This is a genomic window from Pseudomonas citronellolis (assembly GCF_029335315.1).
Classification (GTDB): Bacteria; Pseudomonadota; Gammaproteobacteria; order Pseudomonadales; family Pseudomonadaceae; genus Pseudomonas; species Pseudomonas citronellolis_A.
The window spans coordinates 1-18,951 of sequence record NZ_JARJLT010000067.1; the positions used below are offsets into that span (position 1 = coordinate 1).

Sequence of the window (18,951 nt, forward strand, 5' to 3'; positions counted from 1 at the left end):
ATGGATGCTGATTACGCGTTGTACCAGCCCAGCTTGATGACGAACAGCACCGAGAGGATCACCAGCGCCCAGTTCAGCTCGCGGAAGCGGCCGGAGAGCAGCTTGCAGGCGGTCCAGGTGATGAAGCCGAAGGCGATGCCGTTGGCGATGGAGAAGGTCAGCGGCATGGCCAGGGCGGTGACCACCACGGGGGCGGCCACGGTCAGGTCGTCCCAGTCGATTTCGGCCAGGCCCGAGGCCATCAGCACGGCGACGAAGAACAGCGCGGGCGCGGTGGCGAAGGCCGGCACGTTGCCCGCCAGCGGGGCGAAGAACAGCGCCAGCAGGAACAGCAGGGCGACCACGATGGCGGTCAGGCCGGTACGGCCGCCGGCGGAAACGCCCGCCGCCGATTCGATGTAGCTGGTGGTGGTGGAGGTGCCCAGCAGCGAGCCGAACATGGCGGCCGAGCTGTCGGCGATCAGGGCGCGGCCCATCTTCGGCATGTGCCCGTCCTTGCCCATCAGGCCGGCGCGCTTGGCCACGCCGATCAGGGTGCCGGAGTTGTCGAACAGGTCGACGAAGAGGAAGGCGAAGATCACGCTGGTCAGGCCGATGTCCAGGGCGCCCTTGATGTCCAGCTGGAGGAAGGTCGGCGCCAGCGACGGCGGCATCGACACCACGCCGCCGAACTTGGAGACGCCCAGGGCGATGGCGATGAAGGTCACCGCGAGGATGCCGATCATCACCGCGCCGGTCACGCGGCGGGCTTCCAGGGCGACGATCAGGATGAAGCCGAGGATCGCCAGCAGCGGCTCGGGCCTGGCCAGGTCGCCCATGCCCACCAGGGTGGCCGGGTTGGCGACGACGATGCCGGATTCCTTCAGCGCGATCAGCGCCAGGAACAGGCCGATGCCGGCGGCGATCGCCGAGCGCAGGGCCAGGGGGATGCTGTTGATGATCCACTCGCGGATGCGGAAGATCGAAATCACGAAGAACATGCACGCCGAGAGGAACACCGCGCCGAGCGCCACCTGCCAGGTGTGGCCCATGTGCAGCACCACGGTGTAGGTGAAGAAGGCGTTCAGGCCCATGCCCGGGGCGAGGGCGATGGGGTAGTTGGCGATCAGGCCCATGATCGCCGAGCCGATGGCCGCGGCCAGGCAGGTGGCGACGAAGACCGCGCCCTTGTCCATGCCGGTCTCGCCGAGGATGCTCGGGTTGACGAAGAGGATGTAGGCCATGGTCAGGAAGGTGGTGATCCCCGCCAGGATTTCAGTGCGTACATTGGTGTTGTGCGCCTTGAGTTGGAACAGCTTTTCCAGCATGTCGTGCTCCCTTGGTTGGGCGTCTTGTCGGCTCGACCGGTCGGTCAGGAATGGCCGTCTTGTCGCGGCCTGGGCAAAAAAGGCGGGCATCATAGCAGCTCGCCGGAAGCGCGGGTAAGCGAGCCCGCCGGCCGGTTTCCGAACGAGCCTAGTTGGCCGTCGCCACCGCTGCCAGCGTGGGCCGCCGGAGGATTGATCCGCGCCGGCGCGGCGAGCGCGGCAGGGGCGTATCATTGATGTAACGGCCGGCGCTACGCGCGGTCGAACCTACATCCGCCGCAGACCCAAGCCCGCAATCCTCGTCGATCCATGAAACGCCTGATTCCGCTTTGCCTCATCGCCCTGCTGGGCGGCTGCGCCGGCGCGCCGCCGGGCCCGCCGCAGCACAGCTTCGATGTCCACGCCACCGCAGACAAGCCGTCGGCGTCGACCCGCACCCTGGCCGACCCGCTGGGCCAGGCGGTGCTCGTCGTCGCCCGCGCGGAACTGACCCAGCGCGACGTGCAGCGCGCCGAGGTGGTGCTCGGCAACGGCGGCCGCCCCGGCGTGCTGGTGACCTTCGATGGCGCCGCCAGCCAGCGCCTGGCCCAACTGACCGAGCGCCAGCGCGGCAAGGCCCTGGCGATCGTCATCGACGGCCGCCTGCGCATGCTGCCGCGGGTTTCCGAGCCGGTGCGCGACGGCCAGGTGATGCTGGAGGGCTTCGACAGCCAGGCCGAGGCCGAAGCGCTGGCGCGCCAGCTCAACGCGTTGCGCGCTGCGCCCGCTACCGAGCGCTAGGGCGCGAGCAGAATTCAGATACCTGGGGGTTTACTGGCTTATCGCCATTGTTTCTAATCCGAGGCTTCATTACTCAGGGAGAGTGCGTCGTCCGCTATCGGCGCACGGAGGAGTACGTTCGCAATGATTGTCGGCATCGATCTTGGCACCACCAACAGCCTGGTGGCCGTGTGGTTCGGGGATGGCCCGCGGTTGGTGGCCAACTCCCTGGGCAGCGTCATCACCCCGAGCGTGGTCGGCCTTGACGACGAGGGCCGGGTACTGGTCGGGCAGGCCGCCCGCGAGCGCCTGCAGACCCACCCCGAACTGACCGCCGCGCTGTTCAAGCGGCACATGGGCAGCGGCCACGAGACCGCCCTGGGCCAGCGCCGCTTCCGCCCCGAAGAGCTCTCCGCATTGCTGCTGCGTAGCCTGAAGGAAGATGTCGAGCGCGCCTATGGCGAGCCCGTGGAAGAGGCCGTCATCAGCGTGCCGGCGTATTTCAGCGACGCGCAGCGCAAGGCAACGCGCATCGCCGGTGAGCTGGCCGGCCTGAAAGTCGAGAAGCTGGTCAACGAACCCACCGCGGCGGCGCTGGCCTATGGCCTGCACCACAAGGACAAGGAAACGTCGTTCCTGGTCTTTGACCTCGGCGGCGGCACGTTCGATGTTTCCATTCTCGAACTCTTCGAGGGCGTGATGGAGGTGCGCGCCAGCGCCGGCGACAACTTCCTCGGCGGCGAGGATTTCGACAACGCCCTGGTACAGCACTTCATCGCGAGCCAGCGGCAGGACCGCCAGTTCCCCGACGTTGCCGCTCCCGGCGTCCAGCATCGCTTGCGCCGCGAGGCCGAACGCGTGCGCCAGGCGCTGGGCCAGCAGGCGAGCGAGACCTTCGGCTTCAGCCATGGCGGACGCCAGTGGGAACTGGAAATCAGCCAGGACGACCTGCTGAAGGTCAGCGGCGCGCTGCTGGAGCGCCTGCGCGGGCCGATCGAACGCGCGCTGCGCGACGCGCGTATCCGCGTCGCCGACCTCGATGAGGTATTGATGGTGGGCGGCACCACGCGCATGCCGCTGGTGCGCAAGTTGGCTGCCGGCCTGTTCGGCCGCTTCCCGGCCCTGCACATCAATCCCGACGAAGCGGTAGCCCTGGGCGCCGCCGTGCAGGCCGCGTTGAAAAGCCGTGCCGCCGCCCTCGAGGAGGTGGTGCTGACCGACGTATGCCCCTACACCCTGGGCATCGAGACCACCGTGCAGTTCGGCCGTCAGTACGAAAGTGGGCATTACCTGCCGATCATCGAGCGCAACAGCGTGGTGCCGGTGAGCCGGGTGAAGACCGTGCAGACCCTGCAGGACGGCCAGAGCCGGGTGTTGCTGCAGGTCTACCAGGGCGAGAGCCGCCTGGTGAAGGACAACATCGCCCTTGGCGAACTGGATATCCCGGTGCCGCCGCGCAAGGCGGGCGAGGTCAAGCTGGACGTGCGCTTCACCTACGACAACAACGGCATTCTCGAAGCGGAGGTGACGCTGCCGGAGAGCGGCACGCGGCACAGCCTGGTCATCGAGAAGAACCCCGGCGTGCTGACCCCCGAGGAAATCCGCGAGCGCCTGGCGGCGCTGGCGCAGTTGAAGGTGCACCCGCGCGACCAGTTGCTCAACACGACCTTGCTGGCGCGTCTGGAGCGCCTCTACCAGGAACACCTGGGCGACACGCGGGAAGCGCTGGCGCAGATGGTCGGGCATTTCCAGCAGGTGCTGGGCGAGCAGGACCCGCAGCGCATCGACAGTCTGCGCGCGTCGATCGAAGCGCAGCTCGACGAGCTCGAACGTCCATCCTGGCGCTGAGGAGGCTGCGATGAGCTGTTGGGAGATTCTCGGCCTGGACGCCGAGGCCGATGAGCGGAGCATCAAGCGTCAATACGCGCGGTTGCTCAAGGTCACCCGGCCGGACGAGGATGCGCAGGCTTTCCAGGCCCTGCGCGAAGCCTATGAACAGGCGCTGAACTGGGTGCGCTGGCACGTCGAGGAGGCGGCTGACGAACAGCCGGCACCACTTGTCCAGCCCAGCGTTCAGCCCCTCGTTCCACCGTTTGAACGGGGCGCCGAGCAACCCGTCGAGTTGCCCGTGCAGCTGCAATTGCAGCCGCTGTTGGAGGGGATCGCGCCTTCGACGTTATCCGAGCGCAGGCAGCGTGCCACCGAAGCCGGGCTGGCCGCCGCTTTCGAGCGGGCCTTGCTGCAGCTTTGCCTGGATGGCCTGCATGGCCACGAGCTGCTGGACGCGGCTTGTACCGAGTTCGCCTGGCTGGAGGTCGATCGGTGTTCTGCTTTGTCCGAGGACGAATGCCTGAAGGTGCGCGCCAGACTGCTGCGCGGGCGCATGCAGCAACTGCGGGTGTTCTTCGACGAGGGGCGGCTCGCTGACTTCGAGGCCGGCTTGGCCGCCTTGCGCCGCCTGCCCTGGCTGCAAAGCTACGATGCGCGGGCGTTGTTGGACGAGGCGGTGGTCGAGCTGATGCTGGAGGTTACCTGGTGGCCGGAGGGCGCCTTCTGCCGGGTCGCCAGTCAGTTCGGCTGGCAGGAGGGCAAGCATGTTCCCAATTGCGCCGAACACTTATGGAACGCCTTGTTGCAGCGCCGCGACGCGCAGAGCTACTTCGAGACCCTGCAGAGCGATGCGCGGACCTGGGACCTGCGTCCGGAACAGCGCGCCGCGCGGCTGATGCTGACGCCCTTTGACCTCTACCAGCGCCGTCGATTCAGCGCCGACTTCGGTGCCGCCGACTGGACCTGCTGCCAGCGAATCGCCGATACCCTGCAGTATCGCTACCCGCATCTGCTCCAGCATCTGCCCGATGGTCAGCGCGATCCGGGGTTCTGGCGGGATCTGCCGCGCGCCGAGGCTGGTTGGAATGTCCGCTTCTTCATCTTGTGGATGATCGTGGTGATGGTCCTGGGCCTGTTCTGGCTGCCCGGAAAGGCGTCGAGCCTGGCCGAGCTGTTACCCAACCTGCTGACGCTGGCGGTGTTCTCCACCATCCCCTTCGGTGTGAGCTCCATTCTGCTGCGCGTGTTTCGAGCGCTCACCGGCAATCGCCTGAATCGCTTCGATTACTGGTTGAGCGGCGTGCTGTTGCCCGCTCGCTGGCACGAGCAAGGAGCCGGGATGCGCCCGCTGCGGCATGGCGCCCTGGCCGCAGGGGCGGGCGTCCTCGTTGCGCTGACTCTCGGTCTGAAAGGCAGCGCGTTCTGGTTGGCGTGCGTGCCGCTGACGGTTCTCGCACTCGGGGCTATGTATCTGGAGATGCGTACCCATGTACTCGCCTTGGGCGCGGAGACCATCCTGGCGCCCGTGCGCCGTCATTTCGCTGTCATCCTGACGGTCGGTCTGGTAGCGATCTTCCTGGCGGTGATCGGCATTCAGGTCTATCTCCAGCAGCAACAATTGATCCGTAGCCAGTACTTCCAAGGGCGCACAGAGCAGGAGCGCTGCCGGGATCCGGAGCACAGCCGCGAACTGACCTGCATCCTGAGCTGGCGGCCGCACGGCGCCAACTGAGGATCACAGCAATGAAAAAGCCCGGCATTCGCCGGGCTTTTTCGTGTTCGCGGTGCGGGCTTAGTTGCCGTATACCGGGAACTTGGCGCACAGGGCCTTGACCTGCTCGCGCACGCGGCCTTCGACGGCCTCGTCGCCCAGGTTGGCGAGGATCTCGCAGATCCAGCCGGCCAGCTGGCGGCACTCGTCTTCCTTGAAGCCGCGGGTGGTCACGGCCGGGGTGCCGATGCGCAGGCCCGAGGTGACGAACGGCGAGCGCGGGTCGTTCGGTACGCTGTTCTTGTTCACGGTGATGAAGGCGCGACCCAGGGCGGCGTCGGCGTCCTTACCGGTGATGTCCTGCTTGATCAGGCTGAGCAGGAACAGGTGGTTCTGGGTACCGCCGGAAACCACGTCGTAGCCGTTCTCGATGAACACCTGGGCCATGGTCTGGGCGTTCTTCACGACCTGGGCCTGGTAGGCCTTGAACTCGGGCTGCAGGGCTTCCTTGAAGCACACGGCCTTGGCGGCGATGACGTGCTCCAGCGGGCCGCCCTGGCCACCCGGGAAGACCGCGGAGTTCAGTTTCTTCTCCAGCTCTTCGTTTTTGCGGGCGATGATCAGGCCGCCGCGCGGGCCGCGCAGGGTCTTGTGGGTGGTGGTGGTGACGACGTCGGCGAAGGGTACCGGGTTCGGGTACAGGCCGGCGGCGACCAGGCCGGCGACGTGGGCCATGTCGACGAACAGGTAGGCGCCTACCTTGTCGGCGATGGCGCGGAAGCGCGGGAAGTCGAGGATCTGCGAGTAGGCGGAGAAGCCGGCGATGATCATCTTCGGCTTGTGCTCGACGGCCAGGCGCTCGACTTCGTCGTAGTCGATCAGGCCGTTGTCGTTGATGCCGTACTGCACGGCGTTGTAGATCTTGCCGGAGAAGCTGACGCTGGCGCCGTGGGTCAGGTGGCCGCCGTGGGCCAGGCTCATGCCCAGCACGGTGTCGCCGGCGTTCAGCAGGGCCATGTACACGGCGCTGTTGGCCTGGGAGCCGGAGTGCGGCTGGACGTTGGCGTAGTCGGCGCCGAACAGTTGCTTGGCGCGGTCGATGGCGAGTTGTTCGACCACGTCGACGTATTCGCAACCGCCGTAGTAGCGCTTGCCCGGATAGCCTTCGGCGTACTTGTTGGTCAGCACGCTACCCTGGGCTTCCATCACCGCCGGGCTGGTGTAGTTCTCGGAGGCGATGAGCTCGATGTGCTCTTCCTGGCGCTGGGCTTCCTGCTCCATCGCGGCGAAGAGTTCGGCATCGTAGCGGGCGAGGGTCAAATCACGGCTGAACATGGCGGTCCTCATAAGGATCGGTGCTGGGAAAGGGCCGCATTCTACCCCAGCCCGCGCGTGCTGGCATATGAAAGGCGGTCATGTGGCGGATAAGCGGGCTTCACGCTGGCGGCGTAGGGGCAACTGTCTTGCCGACTGCGCCGAAGAGCACCGTAGGGCGAATAACCGTTCGCGGTTATCCGCCGATGGCCCTGGCGCGGAGGCCGACGGCGGATAACGCCTGGGGCGTTATGCGCCCCACGACTGTCATTCCCGCTCCATTCTCATGTAGCGGGCCGCGCCCGCGATTCGCGCGCAGGGCGCGCTCCTGTGGGGGGGGGGGTATCGCGTCAGCCCAGCAGGAACAGGGCGTTGCTGGAGAACAGCGCGGCGAACTGCTCGGCGGTCATCGGCCGGCCGAACAGGAAGCCCTGCACCTCGTCGCAGCCGTGCTCGCGGAGGAAGTCCAGCTGGGCCTGGGTCTCCACGCCCTCGGCGATCACCATCAGGTTCAGGCTGTGGGCCATGGCGATGATCGCGCGGGCGATCTGCGCGTCCTGCTCGCCGTGGGGCAGGCCGTCGACGAAGCCGCGGTCGATCTTCAGCACGTCGATGGGGAACTGCTTGAGGTAGTTCAGCGAGGAATAGCCGGTGCCGAAGTCGTCCACCGCGATGGCCAGGCCCAGGCGCTTGAGCCCGGAAAGGATGTGCATGGCCTCGCCGACGTCGCTCATCAGGATGCTTTCGGTCAGTTCCAGCTCCAGGCAGGCCGGGGGGATGCCGGTTTCCATGAGGATGGCGGCGATCCGCGTGCCCAACTGGCCGTCGGCGAACTGCCGGGCCGAGAGGTTCACCGAGACCTTCGGCACCCGCACCTTGTCGCGGTGCCAGCTGCGCAGCTGGCGGCAGGCTTCTGCCAGCAGCCAGTCGCCGACCTGGGCGATCAGGCCCAGCTCCTCCAGCACCGGGATGAACTCGGCGGGCGGAATCAGCCCGCGCGTCGGGTGTTCCCAGCGCAGCAGGGCCTCGGCGCCGGTCAGGCGGCGGCCGTCGCCGGTGAACTGCGGCTGGTAATGGAGGACGAACTCGTTCAGCTCGATGGCCCGGCGCAGGTCGCTTTCCAGCTCCAGGCGTTCCAGGGCGCGGGCGTTCATCTCGGCCTGGTAGAACTGGAAGTTGTTCTTGCCGACTTCCTTGGCGTGGTACATGGCGGTGTCGGCGTTCTTCATCAGCTGGCTCAGCTCGGCGCCGTCCTGCGGCGACAGGGCCACGCCGATACTGGCGGTGACGAAGAACTCGCGGCCTTCCAGGGTGAACGGCCGGGCCAGGCTGGAGAGGATGCGCTCGGCCACCTGGATGGCGCGCTTGAGCGCCTTGTCGCGGCTTTCCTGGCCCGGCAGCAGCAGGGTGAACTCGTCACCGCCCATGCGCGCCACGGTGTCGTTGTCGCCCACGCACTGGCTCAGGCGCTCGGCCACTTCCTTGAGCATGCGGTCGCCGGCGGCGTGGCCGAGGGAGTCGTTGATCGGCTTGAAGCGGTCGAGGTCGAGGAACATCAGCACCACCCACTGGCGATGGCGCTCGGCCTGCATCAACGCGGTGTGCAGGCGGTCCTGGAACAGCGTGCGGTTGGGCAGGTGGGTGAGGGCGTCGTAGTAGGCCAGGCGATGGATGCGCCGCTCGCTGGCCTTGCGCTCGCTGATGTCGCTGAAGAAGCAGACGAAGCTGACCAGGTCGCCTTCCTCGTCCTGCACCGCGGTGATGCCGACCCAGGACGGGTACAGCTCGCCGGTCTTGCGCTTCTGCAGGATCTCGCCTTCCCAGCTGCCGCTGCGCTGCAGGCTGTCCAGCACGTGCTTGAGCTGGTTGGCTTCCTGCTGGTCGGCGGTGAGCATGCGCGGCTGCTGGTCGAGCACTTCGGCGGTGCCGTAGCCGGTGAGGCGCGAGAAGGAGTCGTTGACCTGGACGATGTAGCCGGCCGGGTCGGTGACCATGATCGCCGCGGTGGAGTGTTCGAATACCGTCGCGGCCATGCGCATTTCGCGCTCGGCGCGACGCTGTTGGCTGATGTCGCGGGCCACCCCGAGCAGGCCGACGAAGCGCCCGGCGTCGTCCCACATCAGGGCGATGCGCAGTTCCACCGGCACCTTGCGGCCGTCGGCGCGCAGGCAGTCGAAGGTGAACAGGTGCACCGCGCTGGATTCGCGCAGCGCGGCCAGCCGGCGCGGCGCGCCTATGGCGTCGCGCACGCGTTCGAGCAGGTCGTTCAGGCGGGTCAGCTGCGCCGGGTTGGCGGCGATCTGCTGCAGGTCGTTGTTCAGCAGCCAGTCCGGGCTGTAGCCGAAGGTCTGCTCGATCGACGGGCTGATGTAGTCGATGTGCAGGTGCGCGTCGGTGGTCAGGATCACGTCGCTGATGCTTTCCGCCAGCATCTGGTAGCGGCGGCTGCTTTCGCGCAGCGAGTTGCTCGCCTCGACGGTTTCGGTGATGTCCTTGGCCACCCCGATCAGGCGCGCCACGCGGCCATCGGCGCCACGGCTGAAGGCCTGCTCGCGGACGTCGAACCAGTGCCAGCTGCCGTCGCGGTGGCGCCAGCGCAGCAGGCTGTCGAGCAGCAGGTTGTCGCCGATCACCTGCTGCAGGTTGCGCACGCGCCAGTAGTACTCGACATCGTCCGGGTGCAGCAGGGCTTCCCAGAAGCGCTCGCCCATCTGCCGCAGCTCATCGTCGCTGTAGCCCAGCTGGCTGCCCAGGTGGTGGTTGCTGAAGATCACCCGGCGCGCGGTGATGTCGTGGATGTACAGGGTGTCGGGCACCGCGCGCACCGCGTCGGACCAGAATTTCTCGCGCTCCATCAGCGACAGCTCGACCTGCTTGCGGCTGCTGATGTCGGACAGGCTGAGGGTCACCGCGCGGTAGTCCTGCAGGCGCTCGGGCATGCGCAGTTGCAGCCAGAAGTGGCGCGCCTCGCCCTGGCGGGTCTGGATCGCGACCTCCTGGTCGATTGCCCCGGCGTTGCCGAGCACCGCCTCGATCAGCCGCGCGCGCACGCTGCCGGGGCGTCGCGGACGGTCGCCGATCAGTTGCTGCCAGGCTTCCTCGCCGCTGTCGACGCCGAGCATGCGCTTGGCCACCTCGTTGACCTCGCTGACGCGGATCTGCCGCAGCAGCTGCGGCCAGCGTTCCTCGCCGCGCGCCAGCCAGGCGTTCAGCCCGGCCTCGTCGCGCAGGCCGTTGTCGACGAAGAAGCGCCGCAGGTCGGAGAGGTCGAGCACGCAGAGGGCCACGCCGACGCCGTCGAAGATGTCCTGATAGCGCCGCCGGGTTTCCTCCAGCACCTGCAGCGAGCGCTGCTCCTCGGTGACGTCGCGCAGCACCCAGACCTGGCCGCCCGGTTCGTGGTTGCCGCGCAGCACCCACGAGGCGACATCCGCCAGTTGGCTGTCCTCCAGCGGATGGCGGCTGATGGCGAACAGCCGGCGGCGGCCGTTGCGCTCCAGTGTCACCTGTTGTGGCGGCGTGCCCCCGTCGTCGAGCGCACCCTGGGCCAGCTCCGGCAGCAGGCGCGCCAGGTAGTGCTGGGCGGCGTCCTCGGTGCTGACGCCGAGCAGTTGCTCGGCCGGCGGGTTGAGGTAGGCCAGGCGACCGTCGGCGCGGGTCACCAGCACCCGCTCGTCGATCGCCGCCAGGGCCTGGGCGGCCTGGTGCAGGCGCGACTGCGAGTCGGCGGTCAGCGCGCGCAGGCTCTGCTGTTCACGCTGCAGGCGCAGCAGGGCGGCGCAACTGATGCCGGCGAGCACCAGCAGCAGGCCGAACTCGCCGGCCAGGCGCGACCATTGCAAACCGGGGGCGGCGCCGCCGTCGTACAGCGGGCGCACCTGCCAGTCGCTGTTGGCGATGGCCAGGGCGGCGGGCTTGTCGGCACTGGCCTGGGAGGGCGGCAGGGCGACGTCGCGGCCGGCCAGGATCAGGTGCCCGGCGCTGTCTTCGAGGCGCCAGGCGTCGCTGCCGGTGGCGATGCGCGCGGTCCATTGCTGGCGTGCCACGCGGGCGTCCAGGCGGAGCACGGCGAAGGGCGCCTCGGCGCCGTCGCGCGGGCGCAGCAGCAGGTAGACCTGGCCGGTGGCGGCGGCGTCGTTGAAAGCGTAGTGGTAGTCGCTGTCGTGGCCGCGGCGCAGCAGGTCGGCGATGAAAGCGTCGTCGGCGCTGGCGGGGGCGGTATCGAGTTGTACGACGCCCTGGGCGTCGTACCAGGCCAGGCTGCGCAGCGCCGGGAATACCTGGCGCAGCTCTTCCAGCAGCAGCGCCGGTTCCTCGCCGCGCTGCAGGCCCTGGCGGGTCAGGCTGCGCGCCGCCTGGGCCTTGAGTTCCAGGGCGAGGCCCAGCTGGTGGGCGATTTCCTGGCCGTACAGGGCCACCCGCTCGCGTTCGTAGCGCTGCTGGCCGAGGTACTCCTGGCTCAGTTGCCAGAGCAGCAGGCCGAGCATCAACGGCACCAGCAGCAGGGCGCTCCGGATGGCCAGCCGTCCTGATCGGGGCAAAGTGGCCGGGGGGCGGGAAGGTTTGGACAAGGAGCGGCTACCTGGGTCGAAACGACGGGGTTCGGCGAGCGCTAGCATGCCCGGAAGCAGGGCCAAGTGCCAGTATGGGCGACGAGCGTGGTTTGCCCTTCAGGGACCAATCCGGTAGCTTTGCCGCACGCGCGCGTTGAACGATGCGCCCATTATCCCGCGAAACCGGCCCTGTCGTCGCCGGTTCCACGCGCCAACCGCGGCCAATGGTCGCGCCCGCGCCCCCGGGCGGCCTTGCCGCAGGGGCGCAGCCGCCAGGCCAGCGCAGTCCACCATTCATCCAGAAGCTAGGTCATCCATGGCTCAATACGTCTACACCATGCATCGGGTCGGCAAGGTCGTGCCGCCCAAGCGTGAAATCCTCAAGGACATTTCCCTGTCGTTCTTCCCCGGCGCCAAGATCGGCGTGCTCGGCCTGAACGGCGCGGGTAAATCCACCCTGCTGCGCATCATGGCCGGCGTCGACACCGAGATCGAAGGCGAAGCCCGCCCGATGCCGGGCATCAACGTCGGCTACCTGCCGCAGGAGCCCAAGCTCGACCCGCAGGCCACCGTACGCGACATCGTCGAAGAGGCCGTCGGCCAGATCAAACAGGCCCAGGCGCGCCTGGACGAGGTCTACGCCGCCTACGCCGAGCCGGACGCCGACTTCGACGCCCTGGCCGCCGAGCAGGCCAAGCTGGAAGCCATCCTCCAGGCTTCCGACGGCCACAACCTGGAGCGCCAGCTGGAAGTCGCCGCCGACGCCCTGCGCCTGCCGCCGTGGGACGCCAGGATCGAACACCTCTCCGGTGGCGAGAAGCGCCGCGTGGCGCTGTGCCGCCTGCTGCTGTCGGCCCCCGACATGCTGCTGCTGGACGAACCGACCAACCACCTGGACGCCGACTCCGTCGCCTGGCTGGAACACTTCCTCCACGACTTCCCCGGCACCGTGGTGGCGATCACCCACGACCGCTACTTCCTCGACAACGTCGCCGGCTGGATCCTCGAACTGGACCGTGGCCACGGCATCCCGTTCGAAGGCAACTACTCCGGCTGGCTGGAATCCAAGGCCAACCGCCTGGCCCAGGAAGCCAAGCAGGAAGCTTCCCACGCCAAGGCCATGAAGGCCGAACTGGAGTGGGTGCGCCAGGGCGCCAAGGGCCGCCAGGCCAAGTCCAAGGCCCGCCTGCAGCGCTTCGAGGAACTGCAGTCGCAGGAATTCCAGAAGCGCAGCGAGACCAACGAGATCTACATCCCGGCCGGTCCGCGCCTGGGCGACAAGGTCATCGAGCTGCACAACGTCAGCAAGGGTTACGGCGAGCGCGTGCTGATCGACAATCTGTCGCTGAGCATTCCCAAGGGCGCAATCGTCGGCGTGATCGGCGGCAACGGCGCGGGTAAATCCACCCTGTTCCGCATGCTGACCGGCAAGGAACAACCGGACTCGGGCAGCATCGAGATCGGCGACACCGTGCAGATCGCCAGCGTCGACCAGAGCCGCGAGATCCTCGAAGGCAACAAGACCGTGTGGGAGCAGGTTTCCGACGGTTTCGAGCAGATCAAGATCGGCAACTACGAAGTCCCGTCGCGCAGCTACGTCGGCCGCTTCAACTTCAAGGGCGGCGACCAGCAGAAGTTCGTCAAGGACCTCTCCGGTGGTGAGCGCGGCCGCCTGCACCTGGCCCTGACCCTGAAGCAGGGCGGCAACGTGCTGCTGCTCGACGAACCGTCCAACGACCTCGACGTGGAAACCCTGCGCGCACTGGAAGAAGCGCTGCTGGACTTCCCCGGCGCCGCCATCGTGATTTCCCACGATCGCTGGTTCCTGGACCGTATCGCCACGCACATCCTGTCCTACGAGGACGACGGCAAGGTGGTCTTCTTCGAAGGCAACTACACCGAGTTCGAAGCCGACCGCAAGAAGCGCCTGGGCGACGCTGCCTCGCAGCCGCACCGCGTGCGCTACAAGAAGCTGGCGTAAGCCGCTTCAGCGACACCAAACGGGGCCTTCGGGCCCCGTTTTCGTTGGCGCGCTTCAGCGCCCGCGCTTGAGCTCGTCCAGCGCGCGGCGCTGTTCTTCCAGCTGGCGCTGCAACTGTTCGATGGTGCGCGCCTGGTTGTCCAGGGCGCGCTGCTGGTCCTCCAGCTGGCGGGCCATGCGTTCGAGGTTGTCGGTGCTGAAGTTCGACTTGTGGATGACTTCACTGTCGAAGGTGTCGGCCACCAGCAGCGGGCCGGACTGGGTGAAGTTGCCGAGCTTCATGGCGGCCTGGGCGGGCAGGGCGAGCGCGCAGGCGAGGGCGGCGAGCAGTACGACGGGGCGGGTAGGCATCCTGGGCGTCCTGGGTGGTTTTGGCGAAATATCACGTTGATTTTGTATACAAATTTCCGTTTCCCTGCTGGTTTGGCAGGCACCGGGTTTATATATTTGCACCAAAAAGATTCATAAAAGCGTCATCGCGCACTATCTGAGTGCGTCCTGGCTTGTTAGAGTCGGCCGGCAAAAAGCATCACATAACCAGAAAAGACCGGTGTAGACATGACGCAATCCGTTGACTCGTTCCTCGAGCGCCTCAAGCGGCGCGACCCCGACCAGCCCGAATTCCACCAGGCGGTGGAAGAGGTGCTGCGCTCCCTCTGGCCGTTCCTCGAAGCCCATCCGCATTACCTGCAGGCCGGCATCGTCGAACGCATCGTCGAGCCCGAACGCGCGATCCTGTTCCGCGTGCCCTGGGTCGACGACGCCGGGCGAGTGCGGGTCAACCGCGGTTTCCGCATCCAGATGAGCAGCGCCATCGGCCCGTACAAGGGCGGCCTGCGCTTCCACCCCTCGGTGAACCTGGGCGTGCTGAAGTTCCTGGCCTTCGAGCAGGTGTTCAAGAACTCCCTGACCTCGCTGCCCATGGGCGGCGGCAAGGGCGGTTCGGACTTCGATCCCAAGGGCAAGAGCGACGCCGAAGTCATGCGCTTCTGCCAGTCGTTCATGAGTGAGCTGTTCCGCCATGTCGGCGCTGACCTCGACGTGCCGGCCGGTGACATTGGCGTCGGCGCCCGCGAGATCGGCTTCCTGTTCGGCCAGTACAAGCGCCTGTCCAACGAGTTCACCTCGGTGCTCACCGGCAAGGGCCTGGCCTACGGCGGCAGCCTGATCCGCCCGGAAGCCACCGGCTACGGCTGCGTGTACTTCGCCCAGGAAATGCTCAAGGCCCGCGACAGCGATTTCGACGGCCAGCGCGTGGCCATCTCCGGCTCCGGCAACGTGGCCCAGTACGCGGCGCAGAAGGTGATGGAGCTGGGTGGCAAGGTGATCTCGCTGTCCGACTCCGAAGGCACCCTGTTCGCCGAGGCCGGCCTGAGCCTGGAGCAGTGGGAGGCGGTCATGGAGCTGAAGAACGTCCGCCGTGGCCGTCTCAGCGAACTGAGCGGCGCCGGCCTGCGCTTCCTGCCGGGGCAACGCCCCTGGTCGCTGGCCTGCGATATCGCGCTGCCTTGCGCCACCCAGAACGAGCTGGACGCGGAGGACGCGCGCGCCCTGCTGGGCAACGGCTGCATCTGCGTCGCCGAGGGCGCCAACATGCCCTCGACCCTGGCGGCTGTGGATATCTTCCTCGAGGCCGGCATCCTCTACGCGCCGGGCAAGGCCTCCAACGCCGGCGGCGTCGCCACCAGCGGCCTGGAGATGAGCCAGAACGCCATGCGCCTGCACTGGAGCGCCGGCGAGGTGGACCAGCGCCTGCACGGCATCATGCAGAACATCCACCACGCCTGCGTCACCCATGGCGAAGAGAACGGCCGGATCAACTACGTGAAGGGTGCCAACATCGCCGGCTTCGTCAAGGTCGCCGACGCCATGCTGGCCCAGGGCGTGGTCTGATCGCTCCGCCGATGTGAAGAACGGGCCCAGCGGGCCCGTTTTTCCTTTCCGCACGCGCCAATTGCGGCCTGCCGTAGGGCGAATAACGCGTCAGCGTTATCCGCCGTGCCACGATCGGCGGATAACCTGTTCCAGGTTATCCGCCCTACAGGTTGGGGAGTGGCCGATCAATCCACCGGCTTCGGCGTGCTGGCGGTGCTCGGCGGCAGCAGCGGGTACTCCACCTTGGGCTGCTTGCCGGTGACGGTCTTGAGGAAGGCGACGATGTCGCCGACTTCCTCGGTGTTGAGCTGCTTGCCCAGTTGCGCGGTGCCCATGATCGCCACCGCTTCCTCCAGGTCCCAGACCTGCCCGCTGTGGAAATACGGCGCGGTCAGCGCGATGTTGCGCAGGGGCGCGGCGCGGAACACATACTGGTCGTTCTGCGTCTTGGTCACTTCGAAGCGCCCCTTGTCGCCGCTGGGCAGGACCTTGCCGTCGGGCTTTTTCACCAGGCCGAACGGGAAATAGGCCTGGCCGCCCAGGTTCACGCCGTTGTGGCAACTGATGCAGCCCGAGCTCATGAAGGTCTGCAGGCCCTTCTTTTCCTTGGCGTCGAGGGCGTCTTCGTTGCCCTTGAGGTATTGGTCGAAGCGCGAGTCCGGAGTGATCAGGGTCGATTCGAAGGCCTGTAGCGCGCGGGCCATGTTGTCGAAGCTCACTGGTTGCTTGTCGCCGGGGAAGGCCTTCTCGAAGGCGGTGACGTACTCCGGCATGCTGCGCAGCGTGGCCTCGACGTTCTTCGGCGTGTTGTGCATCTCCACCGGGTTCTGCACCGGGCCCTTGGCCTGTTCTTCCAGGTCCTTGGCGCGGCCATCCCAGAACTGCGCGACGTTGAATACCGCGTTGAACACGGTGGGCGAGTTGCGCGCGCCCTTCTGCCAGGCATGGCCACTGGAGGCGGGCACGTTGTCGGCACCGCCGGTGCCGATGTTGTGGCAGGTATTGCAGCTGATCACGTGGCTGGCGGACAGGCGCGGCTCGAAGAACAGCTGCCGGCCCAGTTCCACCTGCTTGCCATCGAGCTTGTCGCTGGCCTGCTCCGGAATGGGCTTGAAAATGCTGTTGGCGTTATCGCGCAGGATGTCTGCATTCGCTTGCGCCGCCGCCGCCGTGCTGACGGACAGCAGCAGGCTGCTCAGCGCCAGTTTGAAGGGCTGCATGTGGAGTCTCCTTGTCTCAGGCTTTTGGTTGCTTCTGGGATCAAGGAGAGGCCAGGGACAATGCCGCCGGTTTGACCGGAGTCAAGCGCACGGGGCATTGGCGGTGCGGATGATTGCCGCAGCGGTCAGTTGCCGCGCAAGGCGTGGGACAGCGCGCGGTCCTTCTGCTGTTCCCAGTCGCGGTCCCGGTCGCTGCTGCGTTGCGCTTCGTACTCCCGGCGTTCCTGGCTCACGCGCGAGGCCTGGCATTGCTGGAATCCGTCGTTCCAGCCCAGGGCGTACCTGGGGTCATCCAGATAGCGCGGCACGTTCTTGCGGAACTCGCCGCTGATGGCGCCGGCCGCCTGGCGACCACTGCCGCAGCCATCGTCATAGCCGTCGGCGTAGGCCGGTGGATAGCCCTGGGCGACGAGGGTTTCGTGGGTGGTTCCGCAGCCGGCGAGCAGCGCGCTGAAGAGCAGGGCGAGGGCGGCGCGGTGCGCCATGGGGACTCCCGTGTGCCAAGGCGGCGGGCACACGCGCGGGATGGGGTGACTGGGGCGGCACTCTATCCCTCGACCCGTTAGGAAAGCGTCAAGCCGGCGTGATGCGGATGTGCTGTCCGCCCGCCACGCGCGGCTCGCATGCGATTCGCACTGGCAGGAAGGCCTCGATCACCGCGCGGTTGCTCAGCAGGTGTTCGCTGGGTTGCGGCGTGGTGAAACTGCCGCCACCGGCCAGCGCCAGGGGCAGCAGCAACTGGTCGGCGAGATGTTCCTCGACGCTGGCCGCGCTGCTGCGCCAGTCATCGGCCTGGCGCAGCGCCTGGCTGGCGACGCGCTCGGCGCTGACGCCGGGCTGGCCGAAGGCGCAGAACATCAGGGTCAGATGCTCGCACTCGACCTCCAGCAATAGCGCATTGCCCGGGCCCTGTTCCTCCGGAAGCCGGACAACCTGCGCAGCCGCCGTGTGCCAGTCCTGGTGCCGCCTGACCTTCTCCAGCTCGCGATCCGCCACGTGTCCGGGAATGGCCGCCAGCAGTGCGCGAGCCGAACGCGAGCGCACCGCGCCGGCTTCCGGCAGATGCAGCGGGCGCAGCTCGCCGGGCTCCACCCGCGCCCGCAGTTCACCGCCGCCGGCCGGCATGAAGCCGTGGCGCAGCAGCTCGAAGTCGACCTTCGCGCCCATGCGTCGCAGCAGCGGCAACCAGCTGCGCGCGATGAAGTCCGCCGGCGGCGCCAGCGGGTTGTGCGTGCCGCCGCTGATCGCCAGGTTGCTCGGCCCGTCGGCGAACAGCAGGGCCGGCAGGAGCGTCTGCAACACCAGCACGGCGCTGCCCGCGCTGCCGATGGCGAAGCGGTAGTCGCCGCCACGAATCGCGGCGGGGCGGAAGGTCAGGCTGCGCGAGCCCAGCTCGTCGCCTTCCACCGCCGCGCCGCAGATTTCCGCCGCCGCGCGCACCGCCGTCAGGTGCTGGCGCAACAGTCCCGGCCGTGAACGTCGGCCACGAATGTTGACGATGCGCAGCGCCTTGCCGGTGATCATCGACAGGCTCAGCGCGCTGCGCAGTATCTGCCCGCCACCTTCGGCGCCGTCGAGTTCGATCAGGTGCTTGTTCATCTCGCGTACTTCCTCACTTGCTCGCGCAGGAAGCGATCCAGGCGCTCCGTGTCATGGCAGCCGCCACGGGATGCGCCGAGGGTCTCTGCGCGTTGCAGCTCTTCCTCGATCAGCCGGTACAGGGCCGGGCGTGCAGGGCCGTACTCGGCCTCCACCGCCTGGCGCTTGAGCACCAGCAGTTCCTTGACTTCAGCGCGTTGCACGGCATCGTCCAGCGTCGCCTCCAGCAGTGTCTCGAAGACCATCGGCGGCATGCCCAGACCCTGGTCGATCCAGCGCACCGCCAGCAGCGGGCGCAACACGTAGAGGTACTTCTTGTAGCGAACCTCTTCGCCCTGCAGGTAGCCACGGAAGTTCTTCTTCGCCATCGACAGGTAGTGCGCCCGCGCCGCGGCGGGCGAGTAGAAGTCCTGCGCCAGTTGGCGCAGGCCTTCGGTCGCGGCGGATTCGCCTCGGTACACCAGCGGCGAGTCCAGCCACTCCAGCAGTGTCGGGTTGGACTTGCGCAGCAGCCGCAACGTCTTGCGCAGCTCCCAGCCGCTGAGGTCCAGCTCGTCGGTCAGCGGGCGCTCCAGCACGTCGCGCGGTTCGTCCACGCGCAGGTACCAGTCCGGTTGATGCACGTAGACGAAGCGCACGTCGTAGTCGCTGTCCGGCGAGGCGAAGCCCCAGGCGCGGCTGCCGGATTCGCACGCGTAGAGCACGGTCACTCCGTGCTCCTGTTCCAGTCTTGCCAGTTCCTCCAGCACTCGCTCGCGCATGGCGGCGGGCAGGGGATGGCGGTCTTCCTTGTTCATGTCTC

The 18,951-nt window shown here is 67.4% G+C and carries 13 protein-coding genes; 5 read left to right on the plus strand and 8 right to left on the minus strand.

What is annotated here, in order from left to right:
* Positions 1–11 precede the first annotated feature (11 nt).
* The gene (locus P3W75_RS05535) at positions 12–1,307 is read right to left on the minus strand and encodes an NCS2 family permease (RefSeq protein WP_276226357.1); all 1,296 of its coding nucleotides are present in this window, start codon (positions 1,305–1,307) and stop codon (positions 12–14) included.
* 309 nt (positions 1,308–1,616) lie between these two features.
* On the opposite strand from P3W75_RS05535, the gene P3W75_RS05540 reads away from it, so the two are divergent.
* From P3W75_RS05540 to P3W75_RS05550, 3 genes are all read left to right on the plus strand, one after another.
* A complete protein-coding gene (locus P3W75_RS05540; protein WP_276226358.1) occupies positions 1,617–2,087 on the plus strand; it encodes a SecDF P1 head subdomain-containing protein in 471 nt (156 codons plus the stop codon).
* 123 nt (positions 2,088–2,210) lie between these two features.
* Positions 2,211–3,914, plus strand: coding sequence for an Hsp70 family protein (locus tag P3W75_RS05545; RefSeq protein ID WP_276226359.1), 1,704 nt, complete (start codon positions 2,211–2,213; stop codon positions 3,912–3,914).
* 10 nt (positions 3,915–3,924) lie between these two features.
* Positions 3,925–5,628, plus strand: coding sequence for a J domain-containing protein (locus P3W75_RS05550; RefSeq protein WP_276226360.1), 1,704 nt, complete (start codon positions 3,925–3,927; stop codon positions 5,626–5,628).
* 60 nt (positions 5,629–5,688) lie between these two features.
* Here the strand turns inward: P3W75_RS05550 and glyA are convergent, their stop codons facing one another.
* Both glyA and P3W75_RS05560 read right to left on the minus strand, forming a co-directional pair.
* Positions 5,689–6,942 (minus strand): serine hydroxymethyltransferase, encoded by a 1,254-nt coding sequence (glyA, locus tag P3W75_RS05555; protein WP_276226361.1) that lies wholly within the window; start codon positions 6,940–6,942, stop codon positions 5,689–5,691.
* A 329-nt stretch (positions 6,943–7,271) separates the two neighbouring features.
* Positions 7,272–11,540: an EAL domain-containing protein gene (locus P3W75_RS05560; protein ID WP_430765343.1), complete on the minus strand. Its 4,269-nt coding sequence runs from the start codon at positions 11,538–11,540 to the stop codon at positions 7,272–7,274.
* Positions 11,541–11,790: 250 nt separating this feature from the next.
* Here P3W75_RS05560 and ettA point away from each other — a divergent pair, with 250 nt between their 5' ends.
* Positions 11,791–13,455 carry an energy-dependent translational throttle protein EttA gene (ettA, locus tag P3W75_RS05565; protein WP_276226362.1) on the plus strand — a complete coding sequence of 555 codons (1,665 nt, stop codon included), beginning with the start codon at positions 11,791–11,793 and terminating at the stop codon, positions 13,453–13,455.
* Positions 13,456–13,509: 54 nt separating this feature from the next.
* On the opposite strand, the gene P3W75_RS05570 is transcribed toward ettA, so the two are convergent.
* The gene (locus P3W75_RS05570; protein ID WP_276226363.1) at positions 13,510–13,806 is read right to left on the minus strand and encodes a hypothetical protein; all 297 of its coding nucleotides are present in this window, start codon (positions 13,804–13,806) and stop codon (positions 13,510–13,512) included.
* 207 nt (positions 13,807–14,013) lie between these two features.
* On the opposite strand from P3W75_RS05570, the gene gdhA reads away from it, so the two are divergent.
* The gene (gdhA, locus tag P3W75_RS05575) at positions 14,014–15,348 is read left to right on the plus strand and encodes an NADP-specific glutamate dehydrogenase (protein WP_276226364.1); all 1,335 of its coding nucleotides are present in this window, start codon (positions 14,014–14,016) and stop codon (positions 15,346–15,348) included.
* Positions 15,349–15,515: 167 nt separating this feature from the next.
* Here gdhA and P3W75_RS05580 read toward each other — a convergent pair whose 3' ends face one another.
* The 4 genes from P3W75_RS05580 to P3W75_RS05595 form a co-directional block, all read right to left on the minus strand.
* Complete coding sequence (locus P3W75_RS05580; protein WP_276226365.1) at positions 15,516–16,550, minus strand: cytochrome-c peroxidase; 1,035 nt, start codon at positions 16,548–16,550, stop codon at positions 15,516–15,518.
* Between the two features lie 125 nt (positions 16,551–16,675).
* Positions 16,676–17,035, minus strand: a complete 360-nt coding sequence (locus P3W75_RS05585; protein WP_276226366.1) for a hypothetical protein — start codon at positions 17,033–17,035, stop codon at positions 16,676–16,678.
* A gap of 88 nt (positions 17,036–17,123) precedes the next feature.
* Positions 17,124–18,149, minus strand: a complete 1,026-nt coding sequence (gene rtcA, locus P3W75_RS05590; protein ID WP_276226367.1) for an RNA 3'-terminal phosphate cyclase — start codon at positions 18,147–18,149, stop codon at positions 17,124–17,126.
* Positions 18,146–18,946, minus strand: coding sequence for a nucleotidyltransferase domain-containing protein (locus P3W75_RS05595; protein WP_276226369.1), 801 nt, complete (start codon positions 18,944–18,946; stop codon positions 18,146–18,148). The genes rtcA and P3W75_RS05595 overlap by 4 nt, the downstream gene beginning before the upstream one ends.
* Between the last annotated feature and the right edge of the window lie 5 nt (positions 18,947–18,951).

Excerpts from the sequence above, each read along its gene's own strand:
- gdhA (WP_276226364.1), top strand. The coding sequence starts at position 14,014 with ATGACGCAATCCGTTGACTCGTTCCTCGAGCGCCTCAAGCGGCGCGAC.
- P3W75_RS05540 (WP_276226358.1), top strand. The coding sequence starts at position 1,617 with ATGAAACGCCTGATTCCGCTTTGCCTCATCGCCCTGCTGGGCGGCTGC.
- P3W75_RS05585 (WP_276226366.1), bottom strand. The coding sequence starts at position 17,035 with ATGGCGCACCGCGCCGCCCTCGCCCTGCTCTTCAGCGCGCTGCTCGCC.
- rtcA (WP_276226367.1), bottom strand. The coding sequence starts at position 18,149 with ATGAACAAGCACCTGATCGAACTCGACGGCGCCGAAGGTGGCGGGCAG.
- P3W75_RS05545 (WP_276226359.1), top strand. The coding sequence starts at position 2,211 with ATGATTGTCGGCATCGATCTTGGCACCACCAACAGCCTGGTGGCCGTG.
- P3W75_RS05535 (WP_276226357.1), bottom strand. The coding sequence starts at position 1,307 with ATGCTGGAAAAGCTGTTCCAACTCAAGGCGCACAACACCAATGTACGC.
- glyA (WP_276226361.1), bottom strand. The coding sequence starts at position 6,942 with ATGTTCAGCCGTGATTTGACCCTCGCCCGCTACGATGCCGAACTCTTC.
- P3W75_RS05560 (WP_430765343.1), bottom strand. The coding sequence starts at position 11,540 with ATGCTAGCGCTCGCCGAACCCCGTCGTTTCGACCCAGGTAGCCGCTCC.
- P3W75_RS05550 (WP_276226360.1), top strand. The coding sequence starts at position 3,925 with ATGAGCTGTTGGGAGATTCTCGGCCTGGACGCCGAGGCCGATGAGCGG.
- ettA (WP_276226362.1), top strand. The coding sequence starts at position 11,791 with ATGGCTCAATACGTCTACACCATGCATCGGGTCGGCAAGGTCGTGCCG.
- P3W75_RS05580 (WP_276226365.1), bottom strand. The coding sequence starts at position 16,550 with ATGCAGCCCTTCAAACTGGCGCTGAGCAGCCTGCTGCTGTCCGTCAGC.
- P3W75_RS05570 (WP_276226363.1), bottom strand. The coding sequence starts at position 13,806 with ATGCCTACCCGCCCCGTCGTACTGCTCGCCGCCCTCGCCTGCGCGCTC.
- P3W75_RS05595 (WP_276226369.1), bottom strand. The coding sequence starts at position 18,946 with ATGAACAAGGAAGACCGCCATCCCCTGCCCGCCGCCATGCGCGAGCGA.